The organism is Agrobacterium tumefaciens (assembly GCF_005221385.1).
Taxonomy (GTDB): Bacteria; Pseudomonadota; Alphaproteobacteria; order Rhizobiales; family Rhizobiaceae; genus Agrobacterium; species Agrobacterium tomkonis.
Genome location: NZ_CP039903.1, coordinates 2641806 through 2664274, shown reverse-complemented (window position 1 = coordinate 2664274; position 22469 = coordinate 2641806). Strand labels below are relative to the sequence as shown.

Sequence of the window (22469 nt, the reverse complement as noted above, 5' to 3'; positions counted from 1 at the left end):
GACTGCCGATCAGCGCGCCTGAACGATATCGCCAAGCAGCCCCGCCGCCACGGTCAGGCGGGCAAGGTTGGTATCGCCGCTTTCGCTGAGCGCACCCAGCTCGGAGACGATGCGGTTCACCCGCACGCGGTCGGCGGCATACCAGGCCTGAACCGGATCTTTCTCCTTTGCATATTCCGTCAATGCAGAGATGACGATCCGGCGTCTGGAGGAGGAAATCTGGTCCTGACTGCGCAGAAGAGCCAGGCTCTCGTAATGATCGGCCGGTGCGATGCGCTGGCTGGCGTCCAGCAGGCGTGCCACACGGAAGGTCGAGGAAACGGTGGCATAGCTTTCGGCGGCACGGGCAAGTGTCGTGCCCGCACTTTCGGCGATACGCATGATCTCCGGTACATAGACCAGCAGGGAAAGCGTATCCAGCTCTTCCAGAAGTGCGGAAGGAATGCCGTCGATTTCCGTTACGCCCAGCTCGCGGCGATATTTTGCCGCTGCCGGCGACAGCGTCTTGATGGCGGTTTTCAGCCGCTCGATCTCGGTCGCCATGTCGTCTGTTGCGGCACCTACGCTTCGGGTCTGCAGGTAAAGCCTGCTTGCATCGGAGAAGATGCGGGCGATGGTGGCATAGAGCCCGTTCTGGACTTGCCCCCCGATCTTGCCATCAAGCGCGTCGACCTCACTCCACAGACGTTTGAGGCCGAAACCATCCTCGACGATGACGGCCGCCTTGACGACGTCAGCTGCCAGAAGACCGCTTGCATCGCCAAGTTTCTGCACGAAGCCCGGGCCACCGCGGTTGACCACGGCGTTGGCGAGTGCGGTTGCAACGATTTCACGGTGCAGACGATGCGCCTTGATATCGTCCGCATAGTTCTTCTGCATCTTGGCCGGGAAATAATCGACCAGAAGATGCTGGAGATAAGGCTCATCCGGCAGCGGGCTTGCCACCAGTGCGTCGAACAGCGTCAGCTTGGCATAGGACAGAAGCACACCGATTTCCGGTCGGGTCAGCGGCTTGCCAGAGGCATATCTTTCGCTGAATTCGGCATTGCTGGGCAGGGTTTCGACCTTGCGGTTCAGCTGTCCGGTTGCCTCCAGCGCGCCCATCAGGCGGCCAAGCTCTTCGCGGTTTGCGAGCCCCAGCCGTTCCGTCAGCGAGATCGCCAGCGATTGCAGGTAGTTGTTGCGCAGTACCAGCTGCGCCACTTCCGGCGTCATGGAGGCAAGAAGCTGATTGCGCTTCGGCATCGTCAGGCGACCGCTATTGACGGCGGAGGCGAGCGCGATCTTGATGTTGACCTCGACGTCGGAGGAGTTCACGCCGGCCGAGTTGTCGATGGCGTCGGAATTGCAACGCCCGCCAGAAAGCGCATAGGCGATGCGGCCCTTCTGGGTGATGCCCAGATTGGCGCCTTCGCCGATGACCTTGGCGCGCAGTTCGGTGGCGTTGACGCGGATGGGGTCGTTCGCCCTGTCACCCACCTCGGCATTGGTTTCCACCGCCGCCTTGATATAGGTGCCGATGCCGCCGAACCAGAGGAGATCGGTCGGCGCCTTCAGAATGGCGGTCATGATCTCGAAGGGCGTGGCGACTGACTTGTCGATGCCGATGGCAGACACGGCTTCCGGCGTCAGCGTCACCGATTTTTCGGAGCGCGAAATGATCATCGCGCCGGCGGAGAGGGTCGATCGGTCATAATCCTGCCAGCTGGAGCGCGGCAGTTCGAAAAGCCGTTTGCGCTCAGCGAAGGACTTGTCGGTATCGGGGTCCGGATCGATGAAGATATCGCGGTGATCGAAGGCGGCGATCAGCCTGATCTTTTCCGACAGCAACATGCCGTTGCCGAAAACGTCACCGGACATGTCGCCCACACCCGCCACTGTAAAGGGGGTCGTCTGGATGTCGGTATCCATTTCACGGAAATGGCGCTTTACCGTTTCCCAGGCGCCACGCGCGGTGATGCCCATCTTCTTGTGGTCATAACCGGCGGAACCACCCGAGGCAAAGGCGTCGTCCAGCCAGAAGCCGGCATCATGGGCGAGGCCATTCGCCGTATCGGAAAATGTCGCCGTTCCCTTGTCGGCGGCAACGACGAAATAGGGGTCGTCACCGTCGAGCCGCAGCGTATCGGCTGGCGGTATGATGGCGTCATCGACGATATTGTCGGTGATGGAGAGCAGGGTGCGGATATAGGTCTTGTAGGCCTCGCGGCCGGCATTAAAGACCTCATCGCGGGAGCCGCCGGCGGGCAGGTTCTTCGGGAAGAAGCCGCCCTTGGCGCCAACCGGTACGATCACCGCGTTCTTCACCTGCTGCGCCTTGACGAGACCGAGCACTTCTGTGCGGTAATCCTGGCCGCGATCCGACCAGCGCAGACCGCCGCGTGCGACCTTGCCGAAGCGCAGATGCACGCCTTCGACCTCGGTTCCGTAAACGAAGATTTCGCGGAAGGGACGCGGATCGGGCAGACCGTCCAGATGTTTCGGATCGAACTTGAACGCCAGGAGATCACGTGGCGTGCCATCGGCATTTTTCTGGAAGTAGTTGGTGCGCAGCGTCGCGTCGATGGCGTTGACGTAACGCCTCAGCGTGCGGTCCTCATCGAGATTGGGGACGCCACTCAATGCCGCTTCGATCGCCTTGTGTATTTCCGCGAGTTTCTTCAGCCGCTTCTTTTCGTCGACAGACGGGTCGAAGCCAGCCTTGAACAGCGCGAAAATATTGCGGGAAATGGCCGGATATTTGAAGAGCGTTTCGGAAATATGCTCCTGCGAATAAACAATGCCGGTTTGACGAAGGTAGCGTGCATAGGCGCGCAAAACGGAGACTTCGCGCACGGACAGACCGCAGGCGAGGATCAGCCGATTGAAGTTGTCATTATCAACCTTGGCTGAGAAGGCGGCAAGGAAGGCCTCCTCCAGTTTCGGTCCGTAATGCGGCAGGTCGAGTGTCGTGCCCGCCGCGACGGATAGCTCCATGTCGTGCAGCACGATGTCGCGCTTTCCGTCATCTGAAACGACACCGATATCGAAGGTACGTTCGCTGATGACGTTGAAGCCCAGATTTTCGAGCAGCGGTACGCGGCGCGAAAGCGGCAGGTGGCCGTCGCGGTGGAAAATCTTCAGGGACAGCGTGTCGGCCGACTGGCCTTCCTGCTGGTAGAATTCAATGCGGACCGGCTCACCATTGGCGGCGGCCAGAATGTCCGGCATGTCACCGATCGCTTCTTCAGGCGTAAAGGCTTCCTGATAGGCTTGATCGACTTCCAGCACCGGTGCGCCCGGTTCGGACAGGGTGACGAGGTGGTCTATCCAGCGTGCTGCAATATCGCTGACGGCGTCTTCCAGCCTGTCCTGAGCGATGCGCGGCGTCTTGCCTTCCGTTCGGCCGACGATGAAATGAACGCGGGCAACGGCGCCTTCCGGGAAGGCGGGATAATAGGCGGAAATATGCCCGTCATAGACCTTGCTCAGATAATCGCCGATCTTCTCGCGGACATAAGAATTGTACTCTTCACGCGGCACGAAGATGATCGCCGAAACGAACCGGTCGAACCGGTCGATACGGGCGAGGACGCGTACACGCGGTCGGTCGCTCAGTTCCATGATCTGCTCGATGAAGCGGATCAGAAGGTCCGTCTCGATCTGGAAGAGATCGTCACGGGGATAGGCTTCCAGCGTGTTCTGCAGGATGCGGCCGGAGTGGCTGTTCGGATCGAAGCCGAAATGCCGCTCGACATCCGCGACCTTGGCGCGCAGCAACGGGATCTGCTTGACCGAACGTGTATAGGCGGTGGCGGTGAAAAGGCCGACGATGCGCAATTCGCCGATGACGTTGCCGTCCTCGTCAAAGCGCTTGATGCCGATGTAATCCATATAGGCACGGCGGTGCACGATGGACTTCACATTGGCCTTGGTGACGATGAGGAAATCCGGACCATCAAGGAAGGCAAGGATTTCAGGCGTCGTCGTCACGGCATTCTTGCCGAGGCGCAGCACGCGCACATCCGGATCGCTCAGGCTGCCCAGGCCGACGCCATCACCGCGTTCGATCTTGGCGTTCTTCCCCTTGCCGGAATAGGTGTAATCCCGCATGCCGAGGAAGGTGAAATTGTCGTTGCGAAGCCAGTTGAGGAATTCAACTGCTTCCGTACGCTCGGTCTTGCGCCGCGAGGAGCCGCGCTTCGACAATTCGTCCAGCGCCTCGTCAAGCTTCGCGAGCATGGGCCGCCAGTCACGATAGGCGGATTGCACCTGTGTGAGGACAAAGCGCAGCCGTTCTTCCAGCGTTGCGGCGGCCTGCTGTGTCAGTGGCGCAATATGCAACTGGATGAGGCTGATATTGTCAGCGGGATCATCCTCGGGTTCCGCAAGGCGGTAACCTGCCTGCGCGTCGTCATCGCGCACGAGGATGGGATGCACAGCAAGGTAAAGGCCGCGATAGGTGCTGGTGACCTCGCCCATGACGGAATCATAAAGGAAAGGCATGTTGCGGCCGATAATGGTCAGGACCGTGACCGGAATCTCACGCGGCGAAACACCTTCTACCTGAGTGATGCTGATGTGGGGCGTCTCTCCGGACCAATGCGACAGCGCCTGGAAACTGTGAGCCGCGCTCGCCGCCAGCATCTCGGCGGAATAATATTCTATATCGTCGGCACTTGCCCTTCCATAAAGAATACCTGGATCAAGAAATTGGACATTTTCGGCAATTGCCTGCTGGCGCGCTTTTTCGATCTGTTTTTCGCGTTTTGGATTATTTCTGTAGCCCATTTGACGTGGATTCCTCCAAAAATCACACTTTAATATAAAAAAGCACCGTCAATTTACGGATTTTGCCTTTTCAGTCGAATCGGATATTGGCGTGGAATTACGAAGAGTTTAAGAGGCTTTCGTATTTCTTTGGTCGGTAAGTGAAATTTTTTTGCTTCTTTTGCCATGAGGGTCTGTCGCGAAGCATTTGACAGTATTTTAGCGGCTAATTTTTAGGCGGTTATTGAGCCGCCATGTGATGTTGCGGCCACGGTCGAAGCAAATTATTGATTTGCGCCTATTTTTGTGGTACACCAACGACACTGATCCACAGCGTGGCATTTGTGTGCCCAAAAACACCACGAAAGCAACACCTCTTTTGCACGCGGTTTCCGTGACATATCGAGCGTTTACGTTATCGAACCCCGCAAGACGGGAAGGTGTTTTTTTGCGTGCACGGCTGGACCAGTGCGGAGTCACCTGACGGTTCCCCCGTCTCATCAGGGCCTGACCGACCCAACCCCGGCATTGCCGGGTATGTAACAGGGAGTTTTTAGAACGAATGACGACCCAGCAGAAGAAATCTCCAGCACATCACGGTTTCAAGACCGGTGAAGCGATTGTGTATCCCGCTCATGGTGTCGGTACCATTTCTGCAATCGAGGAACAAGAAGTCGCCGGCATGAAGCTTGAGCTTTTTGTCATCGATTTCGAAAAAGACAAGATGCGTCTTAAAGTTCCCGTCGCCAAGGCTGTCAGCATCGGCATGCGCAAGCTTTCCGAAGGCGATTTTGTCGAGCGGGCGCTGAAAGTGGTGCAGGGCAAGGCACGTGTGAAGCGTACCATGTGGTCGCGCCGCGCCCAGGAATATGATGCGAAAATCAATTCCGGCGATCTTATCGCGATCGCGGAAGTGGTACGCGATCTTTACCGTGCCGAAAATCAGCCGGAGCAGTCCTATTCCGAGCGTCAGCTTTATGAAGCTGCTCTCGATCGCATGGCGCGCGAAATTGCCGCCGTCAACAAGATGTCCGAAACCGAGGCTGTTCGCCTGGTGGAAGTCAACCTTGCCAAAGGCCCCAAGCGTGGCAAGGCTGTTGAAGAGGACGATTCTCAGGACGAAGCCGCTTAATATCAGGCTTTCTCCTTTCTAAAAAAACCCGCCAGAATGGCGGGTTTTTTGTTGCCTGATTGCAGGATGCGTCTCACAGGATGCGAATTTTCGTACCCTTGCGCATATGCGGCAGAATGCGCCGCATATCTGTGGGGTGCAGGGCGACGCAGCCAGCGGTCGGCTCATATCCCGGGCGGATCAAATGCATGAAGATCGCCGAGCCGCGGTTGCGACTTCTCGAGGTGATGTTCCAGTCAAGCACCAGGCAAACGTCGTAGAGACCATCCTTGCGCATCATTTCCTCATGGCTTGGCGAAAACGGCGCTTTGACCAGCCTGTTGTAATTGGCGTTACGGGGGTCGTCGCACCACAGCATGGACCCGCGCGTCCGCTGCATCGGCAATGTTGTGGTGATGCCGGTATTGCGGTCGCCGCGATAAAATCCGTACAGCAGGCGGGTAAGGGAAATGGGTGATTTGCCGTCTCCCTCGCGTTTTATCGCGGTGCGGCCATTGCGTCCGATTGCGGCGGGAAAGGTAAGGTGCCCTAGCTGGACGATGGCACGGCTGTTTTTTGACGGAGCCGGCCGAACCATGAGCGTTGATGCGCGTTTACGTTGTCTTGGTGAGGGTTTGCTCATGTTTTTCACGAGATTTTGCTTTGCAGGTTATTTAACGTGAAGTCATAGCACTTCGTTATATCATGGCAATGGGTTGACCTTTTACCGGCAAACCGCTGAATTGGCTGATAATTAGAGCGCCGCGCATTATTATCGATGCACGGCGAACGCTCTAACTCTTTTAAACTAGGCATCGTGCTTCCCTAAAATCGAGTCCGATTTTTTGAGCCGAGGCGCTAAAGTAAGAAAGGCTGAGAATCCGAATGACGGCTCGCACTATCCTTCTGGTGGACGATGACGACGATCTTCGGGAGACGCTGACCGAGCAATTGTCTCCCTATGAGGAATTCTCACTGTTGAGCGGTGCAAATGCCGCGCAGGCGATGCAGACCGCCAAGACCGCCCAGGTTGACCTCCTCATCATGGATGTCGGCCTTCCGGACATGGACGGCCGAGAGGCCGTGAAGCTGTTGCGCAAGGGCGGCTTCAAAGCGCCGATCATCATGCTGACCGGCCATGACACCGATTCCGACACGATCCTCGGGCTTGAAGCGGGCGCCAATGATTATGTGACGAAGCCGTTCCGCTTCGCGGTGCTTCTGGCGCGCATCCGGGCGCAGCTGCGTCAATATGAACAGAGTGAGGATGCGGTTTTCACCGTTGGCCCCTATCAGTTCAAGCCCAGCCAGAAGCTGCTAACGACCGAAGACGGCAAGAAAATCCGGTTGACGGAAAAGGAAGCGGCGATCATCCGTTATCTCTACCGCGCCGGCAGCGCCGTGGTTACCCGCGACGTTCTGCTGGAAGAGGTCTGGGGTTATAATTCCGGTGTAACGACGCACACGCTCGAAACACATGTGTATCGTCTGCGTCAGAAGATCGAGCGGGATCCTTCCAATGCCGAGATTCTGGTCACCGAGAATGGTGGCTACAAGATCGTTCCCTGAACAGGGATCTGATGGCTAAGAGCCTGCCGGGTGCATCTGAAAAATCGCACGGCGCTCTAACGTCTTGTATTTTGAAGGCCGATATTGGAAAACCGCTATAGTGATGCAGGCGGTTTTCCGGAGTAACGAACGACATGGCCTTGACGGATGATATCATGCTGCTGGGGCAAGTGCCGTTGTTTGCGGGGTTCAGCGACGACCAGTTGCGGCTCATCGCCTTCGGTGCGGAACGCCGTCGGGTATCGGCGGGCCAGACATTGTTCCGGGAGCATTCGCCGGCGGAATGCGCCTTCGCGGTGACATCAGGCCATTTCGAGCTCTTTACGGCGGGGCGGGATGGAAAACCCGAACTGCAGGCGACACCCGGAAAGGGAGCGCTGCTTTCGGAACTTGCCCTTTTCACCCTCTGCGAAAGGAAATTCACCGCCGTTGCGGCGGAGGATTCCGAAGTCATCCGGATAACGCGCATCCTCTTTCACCGGCTGGTGGAGGAGTTTCCGGAAGTTGCCGATATCGTGTCGGCACGCATCCGTGACAATATCGCCGCGCTCGCGGCGGGTGCGGCCCGTTTACAGAACCGCTTCGTTTGAGGCTGCCTGGAAAACGCTGCTTCAGAACCGGAAATGGGCTGTAACCGGAACGTGGTCCGATGGCCGGTTCCAGCCGCGGGCCTCCTGCAATATGTCGATTTTTTCCAGCGAAGCGCCGAGATCCTGCGACGACCAGATATGATCGAGACGCCGGCCACGATTGGCCGCCTCCCAATCCTTGGCGCGGTAGCTCCACCACGTATAGATCTTTTCCGTCTCCGGCACGTTCAGGCGCATCAGATCAAGCCAGTTGCCCTGCTTCATGATATCAAGCATGCCTTCGGTTTCGACAGGCGTGTGGCTGACGATCTTAAGAAGTTGTTTGTGTGACCAAACGTCGTTTTCAAATGGCGCGATGTTGAGATCGCCGACAAGGATGGACGAAGTGCCGGGTACGCCATCGGCGCGCAGCGCCTTCATTTCCTCAATGAAATCGAGTTTGTGGCCGAATTTCGGATTGATCGACCGATCCGGCTCGTCGCCACCGGCTGGAACGTAGAAATTATGCAGCCGCACGCGGCGAGATCCGACCTGAAAAATCGCGGAGATGTGACGTGCATCGCCAATACCGCAATAGTCCTGTCGGTGATCTTCGGTCAGCGGAATTTTCGAGGCGATCGCCACACCATGATAGCCCTTCTGGCCGTGGATGATGACGTGCTCGTAACCCAGTGCCTTCAGCGGTTTCATCGGAAACTCGCCATTCGGGCATTTCGTTTCCTGCAGACATAGAATGTCGGGTTTGTAACGCACCAGAAACTGCTCAACGATCGGCATTCTCAGCCTGACAGAGTTGATGTTCCAGGTGGTTATCGAAAACGACATGCATGTGCTCCGCGTTTGCTGCCCCGAACTCCGTTGTTTCGAGACATGTTTCCGGGGCGCAGGCTTATAACATCGCGATGAAAACGGGAATGTATTTTAGCGGCAAAATGAAAAAGGCGACCGCAAGGCCGCCTTCGAACCGTTTTTCAAAAAGAGAGGGTGCTCAGCCGCGCTTGCGCACTTCCTCATAGTTGATGCTGAAGACGCGCTCATCGAGGTTCACGCCCGTCTGCACGTTGAAGATCATGACGGTGGTGTCCTTGTTCTGCGCGTCGGTCGTCGTCCATTGCCGTAGATCGAAGGTTTTCGGGTCGAACATCAGGGTGATGGTGGAATCGCCGAAGATGCTCTTGTCGCCCAAAACGATGGTGGTCAGGTCCGATTCTTCCTTCACGTTCCGGACCTTCTGGTTACCGAGATCGATCTTGTCGGACAGAAGCAGGCTGAGAGGGGTCTTGGACAGCGGATAAAGATCCCAGGTCTTCAGCTTCATGTTGCCGATAACGACATTCTTGCCATCGGCGATGACCCGCATGGGCGAGGGGTCTTCATAATTGAAGCGAAGCTTGCCCGGCCGTTCGATGTAAAATTTGCCGCCGGTCTGTTCGCCGCGCGGGCCAAACTGCACAAATTCGCCCATCATGGTTTTGACCGACGAGAAGTGATTGGCGATTTTCTGCGCGGTTGCGCCATTGCCGGCTGCCTGGGCAAAAGCGTCAAGCGGCGACAGGCCCGCCATGACCGCGGCCATGGAAAATGCCGTCAGCACGCCACGCCGCGTCATCCCGTTTTCAGGTGCGCTTGCAGTGGCCGTTTCGCCGGTGGTGAGGTCGTTCATTCTGTTCTCCTTCATCGCAGCGATTGTCCGCATAAAAGGCGGCGGCTTCATGACGTTGGAAGCGTGTAATAACGCTTCTTGGCCCCGCTTGGTTGCCCGACGCGTCGGGCCTTTGCTTTATGCATGTCGTTATCCCGAAACCGCCAAGCACTTTCGGGCGACATGCCATTACCGCTCGATGATGTCTGCTTCCGTTGGCACGAGGATTTCGCGTTTTCCGGCATGATTGGCGGGGCCGATGATGCCCTCCTGCTCCATGCGCTCGATCAGCGAGGCGGCGCGGTTATATCCGATCCCGAGACGCCGCTGTACGTAGGAGGTGGAAGCCTTGCCGTCCCTCAGCACGACAGCCACGGCCTGGTCATAGGGGTCTTCGGAATCGGAGAAGTTACCGGTGCCGGCCGGGCCGCCGCCTGCGCCATCCTCGTCGTCTTCCTCGGTGATCGCCTCCAGATATTCCGGCGAGCCTTGTGTCTTCAGATAGGCGACGATTTCCTCCACCTCGTTGTCGGAGACGAAGGGGCCGTGTACGCGCTGAATACGTCCGCCGCCCGCCATATAGAGCATGTCGCCCATGCCGAGCAGCTGCTCGGCGCCCTGCTCTCCAAGAATGGTGCGGCTGTCGATCTTCGATGTCACCTGGAAGGAGATACGGGTGGGGAAGTTGGCCTTGATGGTGCCGGTGATAACATCGACGGACGGACGCTGGGTGGCCATGATGACATGGATGCCCGCGGCGCGGGCCATCTGCGCCAGGCGCTGCACCGCGCCTTCGATGTCTTTGCCGGCCACCATCATCAGGTCGGCCATTTCGTCGATGATGACGACGATATAGGGCAGGGGCTTCAGATCGAATTCTTCCGTTTCGTACATCGCTTCGCCGGTCTGGCGGTCGAAGCCGGTCTGTACCGTGCGGGTGAGGATTTCGCCCTTGTCGAGCGCCTGCTGCACGCGGCTGTTGAAGCCGTCGATATTGCGCACGCCGATCTTCGACATCTTCTTGTAGCGTTCCTCCATCTCGCGCACCGTCCATTTCAGGGCCACGACGGCCTTTTTCGGATCGGTGACGACAGGAGAGAGCAGATGGGGAATGCCGTCATAGATCGACAGTTCGAGCATCTTAGGGTCGATCATGATCAGGCGGCACTGTTCCGGCGACATGCGGTAAAGCAGTGACAGGATCATGGTGTTGATGGCGACCGACTTGCCCGAGCCGGTGGTGCCGGCGACGAGAAGATGCGGCATCTTGGCGAGATCGGCGATGACGGGTTCGCCACCGATTGTCTTGCCGAGCGCCATTGCGAGCTTGGCCTTGCTGTTTTCGAAATCGCGGCTGCCAATCAGTTCGCGCAGGAACACGGTTTCGCGCGTCTGGTTCGGCAGTTCGATGCCGATGGCGTTGCGGCCAGGAACAACCGCGACACGGGCGGCAATCGCGCTCATGGAGCGGGCAATGTCATCTGCAAGGCCGATGACACGCGAGGATTTGATGCCGGGTGCCGGCTCCAGTTCATAGAGCGTGACGACGGGGCCGGGGCGGACATGAATGATCTCACCCTTGACGCCGAAATCCTCAAGGACGCCTTCCAGAAGGCGGGCATTCTGCTCAAGCACTTCTTCGCTCAGCATATTGTCGCGCACGACATTCTTCGGTTCCGCCAGGAGATGAACTGTGGGCAACTGGAAGCCGTCTGCCGCGATAAACGAGGCCTGCGCTTCCCTTGCCACACGTTCACTAGGTTTGGGGCGTGCGGAAGCAGCGGTTATTCTGGGCTGCCCGCGTCCCGGTGCCTGTCTGGGGGTGAATTTCTGATCGGTCTCGTCGGCATTGTCGTCGTCCGAGAGGATGCCGCTCGGCAGACGGTGTCCGTCCGCATCGAAAGACGGTTCGTCATCCATGTCGCCATCATGATCGAGCGCGATGGAAGGAGGCGACATCTGCCGGCGCGATGCGGCACGTTCCTCGAAAGACGGTTCGGCGCGCTGGTCGAGGCGGTTGATCGCGGTCTTCAGGCGGGAGGGTTCGTTCAGGGTGCCGAATTCATATTCGTTGAAATCGTAAGGATGTTCGAATTCATCGTGCAGGGACTTCGACTTCAGGCCGAACAGGCGGCGAAAGCGCGCCTGGGTGGTGTACCAGTAATGCGTGAGCGCGCCGAAGGCAAGAATGTTGGCGAAGAAACCCTCACCGTCGTCTTCGTCATCCTCTTCGACCTCACGCGCGGCGCGAGCCTTGCTTGCAACCGGCGCCGGTTCTTCCCGCTCGAGTTCATCATCCAGGCCGCCGACAACGCCTGCGGCAAACAGCATCAGCCAGGCGGCGGGCACTGCGAATATGGCGCCCAGCACGGTGGCAATGGTGCCGGTTGGGTAAGCGCCGATGAAAAGGGCGGGAAAGCGGAGAATCATGTCACCGATGACACCGCCGATGCCGTTTGGCAGCGGCCAGGTGATGGGGGCGGGAAAACAGCCGAGCGAGGCGGCGCAGACGATGGTGCCTGCAACCCAGGCAACGAGGCGGGCGGGTATCCGGCTGAATTTGCGGCCGGCGATCAGGGTGATTGCCCAGGCGATGACCGGCAGAAGGGAAATGATTGCGGAAAGCCCGAGGAACTGCATGACGATATCGGCGAAGATGGCGCCGCCGTAACCCAGGAGATTGGTGGGCTGGTTCCCCGTGGCATAGGACAGGCTTGGATCGGCGACATTCCATGTGGCGAGAGCGGCAATGCCCAGCGCGATCGTCGCAAGCAGGGCAAAACCGGCCAGAGCCATGATCTGACGTACGAAAAACGCCGTCAGCACGAAGCGCGTGTGACGACCATCGAATGTCGGAGATTGCATTCTGCCCATGTCCCTGAACCCGTCGTTTTTGTGGTTTCGGCAAGATCCGGCAGTTGACCTGATCCCGGATTGACAGGGAAAACTAACCGCTTGCTGGTTAATGTCGTGTTAACCATGCGGTTTTTGATATCGCTTTCGGATTTACGGCAAAGAAAAAGGCCCGTCGAAACGGGCCTTTCTTTTGGGAAAGGGGATGGAGAACCCCTTTTCCCGATATCAGGAGTGGTAAGCGGCTTCGCCGTGGGTCGCGAGGTCGAGACCTTCGCGTTCGGCTTCGACCGGAACCCGCAGACCGACGATCACGTCGACGATCTTGTAGAGGATCGCCGAGACGATGGCGCACCAGACGATGGTGATGGCGACGGCGACGAACTGCGTCCAGAGCTGCGAGGCGATAGAGAAGTCTTCCTTGCCCGTGCCGCCGAGCAGCGGCGAGGTAAAGATGCCGGTGCCGAGAGCGCCGATGATGCCGCCAATGCCGTGGACGCCGAAGACGTCGGCCGTGTCGTCGTAACCGAACTTGTTCTTCACCACGGAGACGAAGAAGTAGCAGATCGGCGAGACGATGAGACCGAGAACGATGGCGCCCATCGGGCCGACGGAGCCGGCGGCGGGGGTGACGGCGACGAGGCCGGCGATCATGCCCGAAGCGGCGCCCAGCATGGAAGCCTTGCCGCGGGTGAAGCTCTCAACCAGCGACCAGGAAACGATGGCGGCTGCCGTTGCGAGGAAGGTGTTCATGGTTGCGAGAACCGCACCGCCCGATGCTTCGAGGTTGGAGCCGGCGTTGAAGCCGAACCAGCCGAACCACAGCATGGCCGCGCCGACGAGCGTCAGCGTCATGGAGTGGGGAGCCATCATGTCTTTGCCGAAGCCGGTACGCTTGCCGACCATGATCGCGCCGATCAGGCCTGCGACGCCGGCATTGATGTGAACGACCGTGCCGCCGGCGAAGTCGAGAGCGCCCATGCCGAAGATCAGGCCGTTTGCGTCCCAGACCATGTGTGCGATCGGGAAGTAGACGAAGGTGGCCCACAGGATGGTGAAGAGGATGACGGCGGAGAATTTGACGCGTTCCGCAAACGCACCAACGATCAGCGCCGGTGTGATGGCCGCAAAGGTCATCTGGAAGGCGATGAAGGTATATTCGTAGATCACCACGCCTTCGGAGAAGGTTGCCGAGGTGCTGTCAAGCGAAACGCCCGAGAGGAACAACTTGCCGAAGCCGCCGAAATAGGGGCCGGTGCCGCCGCCGAAGGCGAAGGAATAACCGTAGATCACCCAGACGAGCATCATGACCGCGCCGACGACCGTGCACTGCATGAGAACGGAGAGCATGTTCTTGGTGCGGACGAGGCCGCCGTAAAACAGGGCGAGGCCCGGAATGATCATGAACAGCACGAGGATCGTCGCGACATACATGAAGGCTGTATCGGCTTTTTCAGGAACGGGTGCCGCTGCTACTGCCGGCGCAGCATCCTGGGCAAAGGCGATGGCCGGGGCCATCAGGGCTGCCGCACCGGCGCCCAGTTTGCCGAGTGTTGAAAACTTGTTGAATTGCATAGCGAGAAAACTCCCCTGTCAGCCGTGCTTCAAAGCGCTTCTGTGTTGGTTTCGCCGGTACGGATGCGCACGGCCTGTTCGATAGAGTAGACAAAGATCTTGCCGTCACCGATCTGCCCGGTCTTTGCCGCAGATGCGATCGCCTCGACAGCCTTGTCGACGACGTCGGATGCGACCGCGATCTCGATCTTCAGCTTGGGAAGGAAGCTCACCGCATATTCCGTGCCGCGATAAATCTCGGTATGCCCCTTCTGGCGTCCGTAACCCTTCACTTCGGTCACGGTCAGGCCCTGGATGCCGACGCCGGTGAGCGCTTCGCGCACCTCATCCAGCTTGAACGGCTTGATAATGGCCATCACAATTTTCATCTGGTTTCCCATCCTTTGTTTGTCCTCGGCACGGAGCCGACTCTCCTTGCCGCTGGCAGATCAGTAACAGCGACTGCGGACATACATTCAAAGGGCGTGCCAGTTTTGGATGGTGCGTCTAACGTATTGAAATATAAAATTTATATGACGGGCGTCTGAAAAACGGGCACGAAGACGCACAATTTTCGTCTATTAAATGTGCGGTTTTTGAAAAAAGCGCATTATTTAATCAATTGCCCTTTTGCGGATCAGGCCTTCCTGCGCCACGGAGGCGACCAGTTCACCCTGTCTGGTGAAAATATTGCCACGGGTCAGGCCGCGGGCGCCTGAGGCGCTGGGGCTGTCCTGCGTATAGAGCAGCCAGTCGTCCAGCCGGCAGGGCCGGTGGAACCACATTGCATGATCGAGGCTTGCCACCTGAATGGACGGATCGAAGATCGTCGTGCCGTGGGCATAGAGCGAGGTGTCGAGCAGTGTCATATCCGAGAGATAGGCGAGAATGGCCGATTGCAGACGCGGATTGTCAGGCACGTCACCGACGGCGCGGACCCAGATGTCTTGCTGCGGTTCCAGCTTTTCCTTCGAAATATAATGGGTCAGCGAAACCGGACGTATCTCGATCGGCCGCTTGTTGCTCCAGTAGTTCCGGATCGAAGCCGGCGCCTTGGCCAGAAAGGCTGCCTGCATCTGCTCCTCGCTCATCAGTTTTTCAGGCGGCGTCACATCAGGCATTTTTATCTGATGGTTAAAACCGTCCTCGAAGATCTGAAACGACGCGGACATGGAAAAAATCGCCTTGCCATGCTGGATGGCGACCACGCGGCGGGTACAGAAGCTCGCGCCGTCGCGGATACGCTCCACCTGGTAGACGATAGGCACCAGCGGATCGCCGGGGCGCATGAAATAGGAATGCAGCGAATGCACCTGGCGGTTATCATCCACCGTTCTTTGCGCCGCAATCAGGGCCTGCGCGATGACCTGGCCGCCGAAAACGCGTTGCCAGCCGATTTGCGGGCTTTCGCCTCGGAACAGGTTCTCTTCCAGCTTCTCGAGATCGAGCGTGGCGATGAGGTTGGCCATCGGGTCGGACGTTTGCGAGGGATGCGACATTTTTTTCGACCTGCTCCGGCTGTAGGAAGATGTCATATGGTCTATAGTGCGCCGATGATGCGTGCACAAGATTTGAGGAGAAGCGCGATGCTGGACGTGGTGGTGGCAGGCGGCGGATATGTCGGCCTTTCGGTTGCTGTCGCAATCAAGCAGGCGGGCCCACACCTCAATGTGCAGGTGGTCGAGGCTGCTCCGGAGGATGTCTGGAAGAAGGATGTCCGCGCTTCCGCCATTATCGCGGCGGCCACGCGCATGCTCGATGTTTTCGGCATATGGAACGAGATCGAATCCGAGGCCCAGCCGATCAACAGGATGATCGTCACCGATTCGAAGACCGCCGATCCTGTTCGTCCGGTGTTTCTGACCTTCGATGGAGCGGTGCAGGAGGGCAGGCCGTTTGCCCATATGGTTCCGAATGTTGCGATGGTCGGGGCGCTGAGGGGACTGTGTGATCGCCTCGGCATCGAAATCCGCCATGGCCTCAGCGTTTCCGGCTTTACCGCAGGTGCGCAATCGACGGCAATCAGCCTTTCCGACGGCTCGTCGCTCGACGCGCGATTGCTGATTGCCTGCGACGGGGTTCGCTCAGCGCTGAGAGATATGGCCGGCATCAAGACCGTGCAATGGGATTATGACCAGGCTGGTATCGTCACCACCGTCGAACATGAGCGGCCGCATGAGGGCTGTGCGGAAGAACATTTCCTGCCGTCAGGACCTTTCGCCATCCTGCCGCTGAAGGGAAACCGGTCGTCGCTCGTCTGGACCGAACGCAAGGCTGACGCCGACAGGTTGGTGGCCTCCGATGATCTGGTGTTTGAGGAAGAACTCGAGCGCCGGTTCGGCCACAAGCTCGGGTCTATCCGTCCTGTCGGCCCCCGCCGGGCCTTTCCGCTCGGTCTGACGCTGGCGCGCTCCTTCGTCGCCCCGCGCTTTGCGCTTGCCGGAGATGCGGCGCATGGTATTCACCCGATCTCGGGACAGGGTCTCAATCTCGGCTTCAAGGACGTCGCGGCTCTCGCCGAAACCGTGGTTGAGGCCGACCGTCTTGGCCTCGATATAGGCTCTCTCAATGTTCTGGAGCGTTATCAGTCCTGGCGACGTTTCGACACGTTGCGGATGGGCGTGACGACGGATGTGCTGAACCGGCTTTTCTCCAATGATGTCGGTCCCATCCGCATCATGCGCGATTTCGGTCTTGGCGTGGTCGATCGTTTGCCGGGTCTGAAATCCTATTTCATCGGGCAGGCCGCCGGAACGACGGATGCAAATGCGCCGCGCCTGCTTGTCGGTCAGACGCTCTGATCCGGCCCTTTCCGCAGGTTCTGGCTCGGCTTTTCCGCGATTGCCGCTTGACAGTCGATTCCGGTATTTTCTGTCTGAAGGTTTTTCCATAAAGCTGAATCCGGCCAAGGACTTATCCGGATTCATAATCTGGTATGAGCTGCTCCTTCGCCAACCAGATGTTGCGGAGAACAAAAGCTGAATCACGCTGAGTCAGCGATTCGTATTCGATTCGTTCGCAGACTGTTCTTTGCCCCTCACGATTCCGTTTTCGCCGGATTCTTTTTTCTCCATTAACCGGCTGAATCTGCAGGTAAAATTGCAGGAAAAAGGCATCTTGCATCAGTTTGCAATCAAGCCCTATTGCCTTTGCCGGCAGGCATTGCCATGTGTGGTGCGCGTGACCATGTCCATGATGACAGCGGGACACGGCAAGCAGATGAAGTCGATTCGCGGATAGTACGTTGAATTTTCGCCCCATGATCCTGAGCGGCCGCGGTGTCACGGCCGTTCTCGGCCCCACCAATACCGGCAAGACCCACTACGCGATCGAGCGGATGGTCGCCCATGGCAGCGGTGTCATCGGCCTGCCGCTGCGTCTTCTGGCGCGGGAGGTTTATACCCGTCTGGTGGAGAAGGTGGGCGCGCCGAATGTGGCGCTGATTACCGGCGAAGAAAAAATATCTCCTCCCAAAGCCAAATATTCCGTCTGTACGGTGGAGGCCATGCCGCGCGAGACGACCGCCGCATTCGTCGCCATAGACGAGGTGCAGCTGGCCGGAGATCTGGAGCGCGGCCATATCTTCACCGACCGTGTGCTGCATCTGCGCGGGCGGGAGGAGACGCTGCTTCTCGGTGCCGGCACAATGCGTCCGATCCTCGAAAAACTGCTGCCGGGAATTACCGTGGTCGAGCGACCGCGTCTGTCGCAGCTCTTTTATGCAGGGCAGAAAAAGATTACCCGTCTGCCGCAACGCACGGCAATCGTCGCCTTTTCCGCCGATGAGGTTTATGCCATCGCTGAACTCGTGCGACGCCAGCGAGGCGGTGCGGCCGTAGTGCTTGGCGCGCTTTCGCCACGCACGCGCAATGCCCAGGTGGGGCTCTACCAGTCCGGCGATGTTGAATATCTGGTGGCGACCGACGCCATCGGCATGGGCCTTAACCTCGACGTCGATCACGTCGCCTTCGCGCAGGACCGCAAATTTGACGGTTACCAGTTCCGCAATCTCAATCCCGGGGAAATCGGCCAGATTGCCGGCCGCGCCGGCCGCCATCTTCGCGATGGAACCTTTGGCGTAACGGGGCGCGTCGATCCGTTCGACGACGAGCTGGTGGAGCGGATCGAAACCCATCAGTTCGATGCGGTGAAAGTGCTGCAGTGGCGGACGAAAAATTTCGATTTCTCCTCCATCGCCAATCTGCGTGCGAGCCTTGACGCCGCTCCTGCTATCCAGGGACTTTCCCGTGCCCTGCCGGCAATCGACCAGCAGGCGCTGGAATATCTGTCGCGTTACCCCGAAATCATCGATGTGACGACGAGCGAGGCGCGGGTGGAAAAACTCTGGGAGGCCTGCGCGCTTCCCGACTATCGACGTATCGCGCCCGCCCAGCATGCCGACCTCATTTCGACACTCTATTTCGATCTTGTGAAACGTGGCGCGGTGAACGAAGATTTCATGGGTGAGCAGGTGCGCCGGGCCGACCGCACGGATGGAGAGATCGATACCTTGTCTGCGAGGATTGCGCAGATCAGAACATGGACTTATGTATCGAACCGCCCAGGATGGCTTGCCGATCCGACACACTGGCAAGAAAAGACGCGGGAAATCGAGGATCGATTGTCCGATGCGCTACATGAAAGGTTGACGAAACGCTTTGTTGATCGCAGGACATCTGTGCTCATGAGGCGCCTGAGAGAGAATGCGATGCTTGAAGCTGAAATCAGTGTAAATGGTGATGTCTTCGTAGAAGGACATCACGTCGGTCAATTGGCCGGATTCCGGTTCACGCCGGTGTCGGGAATGGAAGGGCCGGATCAGAAGGCCGTGCAAGGTGCGGCCCAGAAGGCGCTCGCTCTCGAATACGAGGCGCGTGCAGCGCGTCTGCATGCCAGTGGAAACGGCGATCTTGCTTTGAGCTCCGATGGTCTGGTTCGCTGGTTGGGCGAACCGGTGGCCCGCCTTTCGGCAGGTGATAACATCATGAAGCCGCGGGTGATCCTGCTGGCCGACGAACAGTTGAGCGGCAATGCCCGTGATCATGCGCTGGCGCGCGTCGAACGTTTCGTCAATCACCAGATTGCGACCGTGCTGAAGCCGCTGGATGATATTTCGCGCGCCGAAGACCTTCAGGGTCTGGCGAAGGGTCTGGCTTTCCAGCTGGTCGAAAATCTTGGCGTTCTGTTCCGCCGTGACGTCACGGAAGACGTGAAGTCGCTGGATCAGGATGCGCGTGCCTCCATGCGCCGCTACGGCGTGCGTTTTGGCGCCTATCACGTCTTCCTGCCCGCATTGCTGAAGCCGGCTCCGGCCGAGCTTGTCACGCTGCTCTGGGCGCTGAAGAATGACGGCCTCGGCAAGCCGGGTTATGGCGATCTCATTCCGGTTCTGGCCGCCGGCCGCACCTCTGTCGTGACGGACCCCGCTTTCGAGCGGATGTTCTACAAGCTTGCCGGTTTCCGTTTCCTCGGAAAGCGCGCCGTGCGTATCGACATTCTCGAGCGTCTGGCCGATCTCATCCGTCCGCTGTTGCAGTGGAAGCCCGGCCAGCAACCGCGTCCGGAAGGCGCTTATGACGGCCGTCGTTTCACGACGACGACCGCGATGCTTTCCATTCTCGGCGCAACGCTTGATGATATGGAAGAGATACTCAAGGGTCTTGGTTACCGCGCCGATCAGGTGACAGCAGAAGAGGCGCAGGCCTTCCTCGCCAATCAGACCGGTGCTGTTGCTCCGGCCACTGCCGATCAGGTGGCGGCTGACGAGGAAAGCGCTGAGACCGAGCAGGACGAGCCGGCTTCGGAAGAGCAGGCATCCGAGACGGTGGCTGTTGCGGAAGTCGAAGCCACCGATGAAACGCCGGTTGCGGAAGCTGTCAGCGAAGAGGCTGCGGTTAGCGAAGCCGTGCCTGTCGAAAGTGCTGAGGCAACCGAGCCGAAGCCCGTTCTTCTGTGGCGTCCGGGTGGCCGCAACGAAAACCAGCGCGGCGAAAACCGTCGTCCGGGCAATCGCGGTCACGGTCGTGAACAGGGCCGTGAACAGGGAGCGCGCGAGCAGGGCGAGCGTCGCGGCGAAGGCCGTCGCGACAATCGTGACGGCGCAAATCGCGAAGCTGCCAATCGTGGTGGTGAGGGTGAGCGCAAGCGTGATGGCGGACGCCCTGATCGCGGCAATCGCAATGATCGTCAGGATCGCGGCGAGCGCAAGGACCGGCCGGACCGCAACGACCGTGGCGGAAAGCCGCAGGGCCAGCAGCGTTTCGAAGCCAAGCCCCCTCGCAAGGAGAAGCCGATCGATCCGGACTCGCCTTTCGCAAAGCTCGCTGCTCTCAAGGAGCAGCTGAAGAAATAAGCCCATGGGGAGCAACGAACAGCCACTGGAGAGCACGCGTCAGCGTCTGGACAAGTGGCTGTTCTTTGCCCGCATGGCCAAGTCGCGTTCGCTTGCCCAGGGCTACGTGCAGTCGGGTCAGGTCAAGGTCAACGGTGTCACTATCCGCCAGCCCAGCCATACCGTGAAGGCGGGTGACAGGCTCGATATCGGTTTCGAGCGCATGGACAGGGTGCTGGTCGTCAAGTCCGGAGGGGCGCGGCGTGGACCCTACGAGGAAGCAAAACTTCTCTATGACGATCTGACGCCGCCCCGCGACCCATCCGACCGGTTTAGTCCGCTGGAGCAGGCGATGCGTGAACCGGGCAGCGGTCGTCCGACAAAAAAAGAGCGCCGGGCGCTCGACAGGTTTCTGTCTGATAGTGACGGAAGCAAAGATTAGAATAAACCTCCCGGCCAGACCCGTTTTTCAGAATTGTTTATCCTTGCTATCTGAAGTCAAAGGCATTACGTCCTTTGCGAAATTGCCCTGTCTGAATTCCGGGCGTCGGCTTGTGTTCCGAAGCCCAAAGACCCGGTCTGCATATTCTGGAGTTCATCATGACATATGTCGTGACCGACAATTGCATCCGCTGCAAATACACCGATTGCGTTGAAGTCTGCCCCGTCGACTGCTTTTACGAGGGCGAAAATTTCCTCGCCATCAATCCTGACGAATGTATCGATTGCGGTGTGTGCGAACCGGAATGTCCCGCCGAGGCGATCAAGCCCGATACGGAGCCGGGTCTCGACAAGTGGCTGAAGCTCAATGCCGAATATGCGGCGATTTGGCCAAATATCACGATCAAGCGCGACCCGATGCCGGAAGCCAAGGAAATGGATGGCGTCGCAGGTAAGCTGGAGCTTTATTTCTCCGCCGAGCCCGGACAAGGCGACTGATTTTTCGACGATACGGCATCTTTTACGCCGTTATTTTAAAAGCCCTCGCAGCCCAGGCGCGAGGGCTTTTTGCTGAATTTCAGCAGGTCATCCGCCGCGGCCGGATTGCAGGGTGGTCGACAGCAGCGTCAAAAGAGCCACGCTGTCTTCCAGGTTTTGCCGCTGGCGGCTTTGCAATATGGCGGCCTGCAGACGGTTCATTTCGCGGGCGATCGCCGCCGGCTGCCACGTCCGCAGCGCCCTTTCGATGATCGGCTTTCGGCGAAAATGGATGTGGCGTCCGAGTGTCTGCATCACCTGACCGGCCTGCTGCTTTTTCTCGTCCATCTCGGCCCGCATCTGGTCGAGCAGCTGGAATTGCTTGAGGCACCCCTGAAGCACAAGGAAGATCGGCGTCTTTGATGCGACGATCTTCTGGGTGGCGTGGAAAAAGGCGTTTCTGTCGCCTTTCAGGATGGCGTCAACGGCATCGTCAGCGGAAACCGTACTGGCATCGCCGATGATGGCCAGCACGTCCTCTTCCTCGATTACATCAGCACTACGGCAATAAAGCGCGAGCTTGCGAATTTCGTTGCGCGATGCGATGCGATCGCCTCCCAGGGATTCGATCAGCCTTTGTCGTGCGGCGGGCGCGATGCGCAGATTGTCGTTGGAAAGCTCCTGATCGATCAATGCATTCAACGATCGCGCATCATCCGCATAGCAGGGGATTGCGGCGATGGAGCGCGCGGGTTCCGCGATCTTGCGCAGCCCCGTGCCCTTCTTGATGTCGCCAGCCTCTATAATCAGGAAGCTTGCCTGAGGCGGTGTCTCGGCCAGAATCTGGAGCGCGTCCACCAGCGCCTTTTCTGCCGCTGCACCCTTTACCCAAACGAGTTTCTCACCACCGAAAAGACCGATGGCGTTCACCTCGTCGAGAAGGCGACCGGGATCGCCCTGCAGGTCGGATGCGGTCAACTTCAGCGATGCGAAAGCGTCATCGGGATCGATGCCTGTCTTTTTGGCGATGAGGCTTGCCCGCTCCGACACGAGGCCGCGATCCGGACCATAGAGCACGAAAACGCGAAAGCGCTCCGCCGGATTTTCGGCGAAGCGCTCAAATTCATGCGATTTTATCTCCGTCACGGCCGC

Annotated in this window: 16 protein-coding genes; 7 read left to right on the top strand and 9 right to left on the bottom strand. The window is 58.6% G+C overall.

All coding sequences use genetic code 11. From position 1 onward, the window contains the following. Positions 1–9: 9 nt before the first annotated feature. Positions 10–4770: an NAD-glutamate dehydrogenase gene (locus tag CFBP6623_RS13280; protein WP_046799643.1), complete on the bottom strand. Its 4761-nt coding sequence runs from the start codon at positions 4768–4770 to the stop codon at positions 10–12. 541 nt (positions 4771–5311) lie between these two features. Here CFBP6623_RS13280 and CFBP6623_RS13275 point away from each other — a divergent pair. Next, a complete protein-coding gene (locus CFBP6623_RS13275) occupies positions 5312–5881 on the top strand; it encodes a CarD family transcriptional regulator (protein ID WP_004444078.1) in 570 nt (189 codons plus the stop codon). Positions 5882–5954: 73 nt separating this feature from the next. On the opposite strand, the gene CFBP6623_RS13270 is transcribed toward CFBP6623_RS13275, so the two are convergent. Beyond that, positions 5955–6458, bottom strand: coding sequence for a L,D-transpeptidase family protein (locus CFBP6623_RS13270; RefSeq protein ID WP_046799642.1), 504 nt, complete (start codon positions 6456–6458; stop codon positions 5955–5957). Between the two features lie 287 nt (positions 6459–6745). Here CFBP6623_RS13270 and CFBP6623_RS13265 point away from each other — a divergent pair, with 287 nt between their 5' ends. Both CFBP6623_RS13265 and CFBP6623_RS13260 read left to right on the top strand, forming a co-directional pair. After that, a complete protein-coding gene (locus CFBP6623_RS13265; RefSeq protein ID WP_003492637.1) occupies positions 6746–7429 on the top strand; it encodes a response regulator transcription factor in 684 nt (227 codons plus the stop codon). Positions 7430–7563: 134 nt separating this feature from the next. Beyond that, a complete protein-coding gene (locus CFBP6623_RS13260) occupies positions 7564–8019 on the top strand; it encodes a cyclic nucleotide-binding domain-containing protein (RefSeq protein ID WP_046799641.1) in 456 nt (151 codons plus the stop codon). 21 nt (positions 8020–8040) lie between these two features. Here CFBP6623_RS13260 and CFBP6623_RS13255 read toward each other — a convergent pair whose 3' ends face one another. The 6 genes from CFBP6623_RS13255 to tesB form a co-directional block, all read right to left on the bottom strand. After that, a complete protein-coding gene (locus CFBP6623_RS13255; protein WP_046799640.1) occupies positions 8041–8844 on the bottom strand; it encodes an exodeoxyribonuclease III in 804 nt (267 codons plus the stop codon). Between the two features lie 163 nt (positions 8845–9007). Continuing rightward, positions 9008–9733, bottom strand: a complete 726-nt coding sequence (locus CFBP6623_RS13250; RefSeq protein ID WP_046799639.1) for an outer membrane lipoprotein carrier protein LolA — start codon at positions 9731–9733, stop codon at positions 9008–9010. Positions 9734–9850: 117 nt separating this feature from the next. Next, positions 9851–12526: a DNA translocase FtsK gene (locus tag CFBP6623_RS13245; RefSeq protein ID WP_046799761.1), complete on the bottom strand. Its 2676-nt coding sequence runs from the start codon at positions 12524–12526 to the stop codon at positions 9851–9853. A 216-nt stretch (positions 12527–12742) separates the two neighbouring features. Then, entirely contained in the window at positions 12743–14089 is a 1347-nt protein-coding gene (locus tag CFBP6623_RS13240; protein WP_046799638.1) for an ammonium transporter, read from the bottom strand. A 29-nt stretch (positions 14090–14118) separates the two neighbouring features. Beyond that, positions 14119–14469, bottom strand: coding sequence for a P-II family nitrogen regulator (locus tag CFBP6623_RS13235; RefSeq protein WP_019565993.1), 351 nt, complete (start codon positions 14467–14469; stop codon positions 14119–14121). A 213-nt stretch (positions 14470–14682) separates the two neighbouring features. Beyond that, positions 14683–15567, bottom strand: coding sequence for an acyl-CoA thioesterase II (tesB, locus tag CFBP6623_RS13230; RefSeq protein WP_046799637.1), 885 nt, complete (start codon positions 15565–15567; stop codon positions 14683–14685). 87 nt (positions 15568–15654) lie between these two features. Between tesB and CFBP6623_RS13225 the strand changes: the two genes are divergently transcribed. The 4 genes from CFBP6623_RS13225 (at position 15655) to fdxA (ending at position 21338) form a co-directional block, all read left to right on the top strand. Further along, complete coding sequence (locus tag CFBP6623_RS13225; RefSeq protein WP_046799636.1) at positions 15655–16869, top strand: ubiquinone biosynthesis hydroxylase; 1215 nt, start codon at positions 15655–15657, stop codon at positions 16867–16869. Between the two features lie 458 nt (positions 16870–17327). Further along, complete coding sequence (locus CFBP6623_RS13215) at positions 17328–20420, top strand: helicase-related protein (protein ID WP_046799634.1); 3093 nt, start codon at positions 17328–17330, stop codon at positions 20418–20420. A gap of 4 nt (positions 20421–20424) precedes the next feature. Beyond that, positions 20425–20841 (top strand): RNA-binding S4 domain-containing protein, encoded by a 417-nt coding sequence (locus CFBP6623_RS13210; RefSeq protein ID WP_046799633.1) that lies wholly within the window; start codon positions 20425–20427, stop codon positions 20839–20841. A 158-nt stretch (positions 20842–20999) separates the two neighbouring features. Beyond that, positions 21000–21338 (top strand): ferredoxin FdxA, encoded by a 339-nt coding sequence (gene fdxA, locus CFBP6623_RS13205; RefSeq protein WP_046799760.1) that lies wholly within the window; start codon positions 21000–21002, stop codon positions 21336–21338. A gap of 87 nt (positions 21339–21425) precedes the next feature. On the opposite strand, the gene holA is transcribed toward fdxA, so the two are convergent. After that, complete coding sequence (gene holA, locus CFBP6623_RS13200; protein ID WP_046799632.1) at positions 21426–22463, bottom strand: DNA polymerase III subunit delta; 1038 nt, start codon at positions 22461–22463, stop codon at positions 21426–21428. Positions 22464–22469: the final 6 nt, after the last annotated feature.

Excerpts from the sequence above, each read along its gene's own strand:
- CFBP6623_RS13280 (WP_046799643.1), bottom strand. The coding sequence starts at position 4,770 with ATGGGCTACAGAAATAATCCAAAACGCGAAAAACAGATCGAAAAAGCG.
- CFBP6623_RS13275 (WP_004444078.1), top strand. The coding sequence starts at position 5,312 with ATGACGACCCAGCAGAAGAAATCTCCAGCACATCACGGTTTCAAGACC.
- CFBP6623_RS13270 (WP_046799642.1), bottom strand. The coding sequence starts at position 6,458 with ATGGTTCGGCCGGCTCCGTCAAAAAACAGCCGTGCCATCGTCCAGCTA.
- CFBP6623_RS13265 (WP_003492637.1), top strand. The coding sequence starts at position 6,746 with ATGACGGCTCGCACTATCCTTCTGGTGGACGATGACGACGATCTTCGG.
- CFBP6623_RS13260 (WP_046799641.1), top strand. The coding sequence starts at position 7,564 with ATGGCCTTGACGGATGATATCATGCTGCTGGGGCAAGTGCCGTTGTTT.
- CFBP6623_RS13255 (WP_046799640.1), bottom strand. The coding sequence starts at position 8,844 with ATGTCGTTTTCGATAACCACCTGGAACATCAACTCTGTCAGGCTGAGA.
- CFBP6623_RS13250 (WP_046799639.1), bottom strand. The coding sequence starts at position 9,733 with ATGAAGCCGCCGCCTTTTATGCGGACAATCGCTGCGATGAAGGAGAAC.
- CFBP6623_RS13245 (WP_046799761.1), bottom strand. The coding sequence starts at position 12,526 with ATGCAATCTCCGACATTCGATGGTCGTCACACGCGCTTCGTGCTGACG.
- CFBP6623_RS13240 (WP_046799638.1), bottom strand. The coding sequence starts at position 14,089 with ATGCAATTCAACAAGTTTTCAACACTCGGCAAACTGGGCGCCGGTGCG.
- CFBP6623_RS13235 (WP_019565993.1), bottom strand. The coding sequence starts at position 14,469 with ATGGGAAACCAGATGAAAATTGTGATGGCCATTATCAAGCCGTTCAAG.
- tesB (WP_046799637.1), bottom strand. The coding sequence starts at position 15,567 with ATGTCGCATCCCTCGCAAACGTCCGACCCGATGGCCAACCTCATCGCC.
- CFBP6623_RS13225 (WP_046799636.1), top strand. The coding sequence starts at position 15,655 with ATGCTGGACGTGGTGGTGGCAGGCGGCGGATATGTCGGCCTTTCGGTT.
- CFBP6623_RS13215 (WP_046799634.1), top strand. The coding sequence starts at position 17,328 with ATGATCCTGAGCGGCCGCGGTGTCACGGCCGTTCTCGGCCCCACCAAT.
- CFBP6623_RS13210 (WP_046799633.1), top strand. The coding sequence starts at position 20,425 with ATGGGGAGCAACGAACAGCCACTGGAGAGCACGCGTCAGCGTCTGGAC.
- fdxA (WP_046799760.1), top strand. The coding sequence starts at position 21,000 with ATGACATATGTCGTGACCGACAATTGCATCCGCTGCAAATACACCGAT.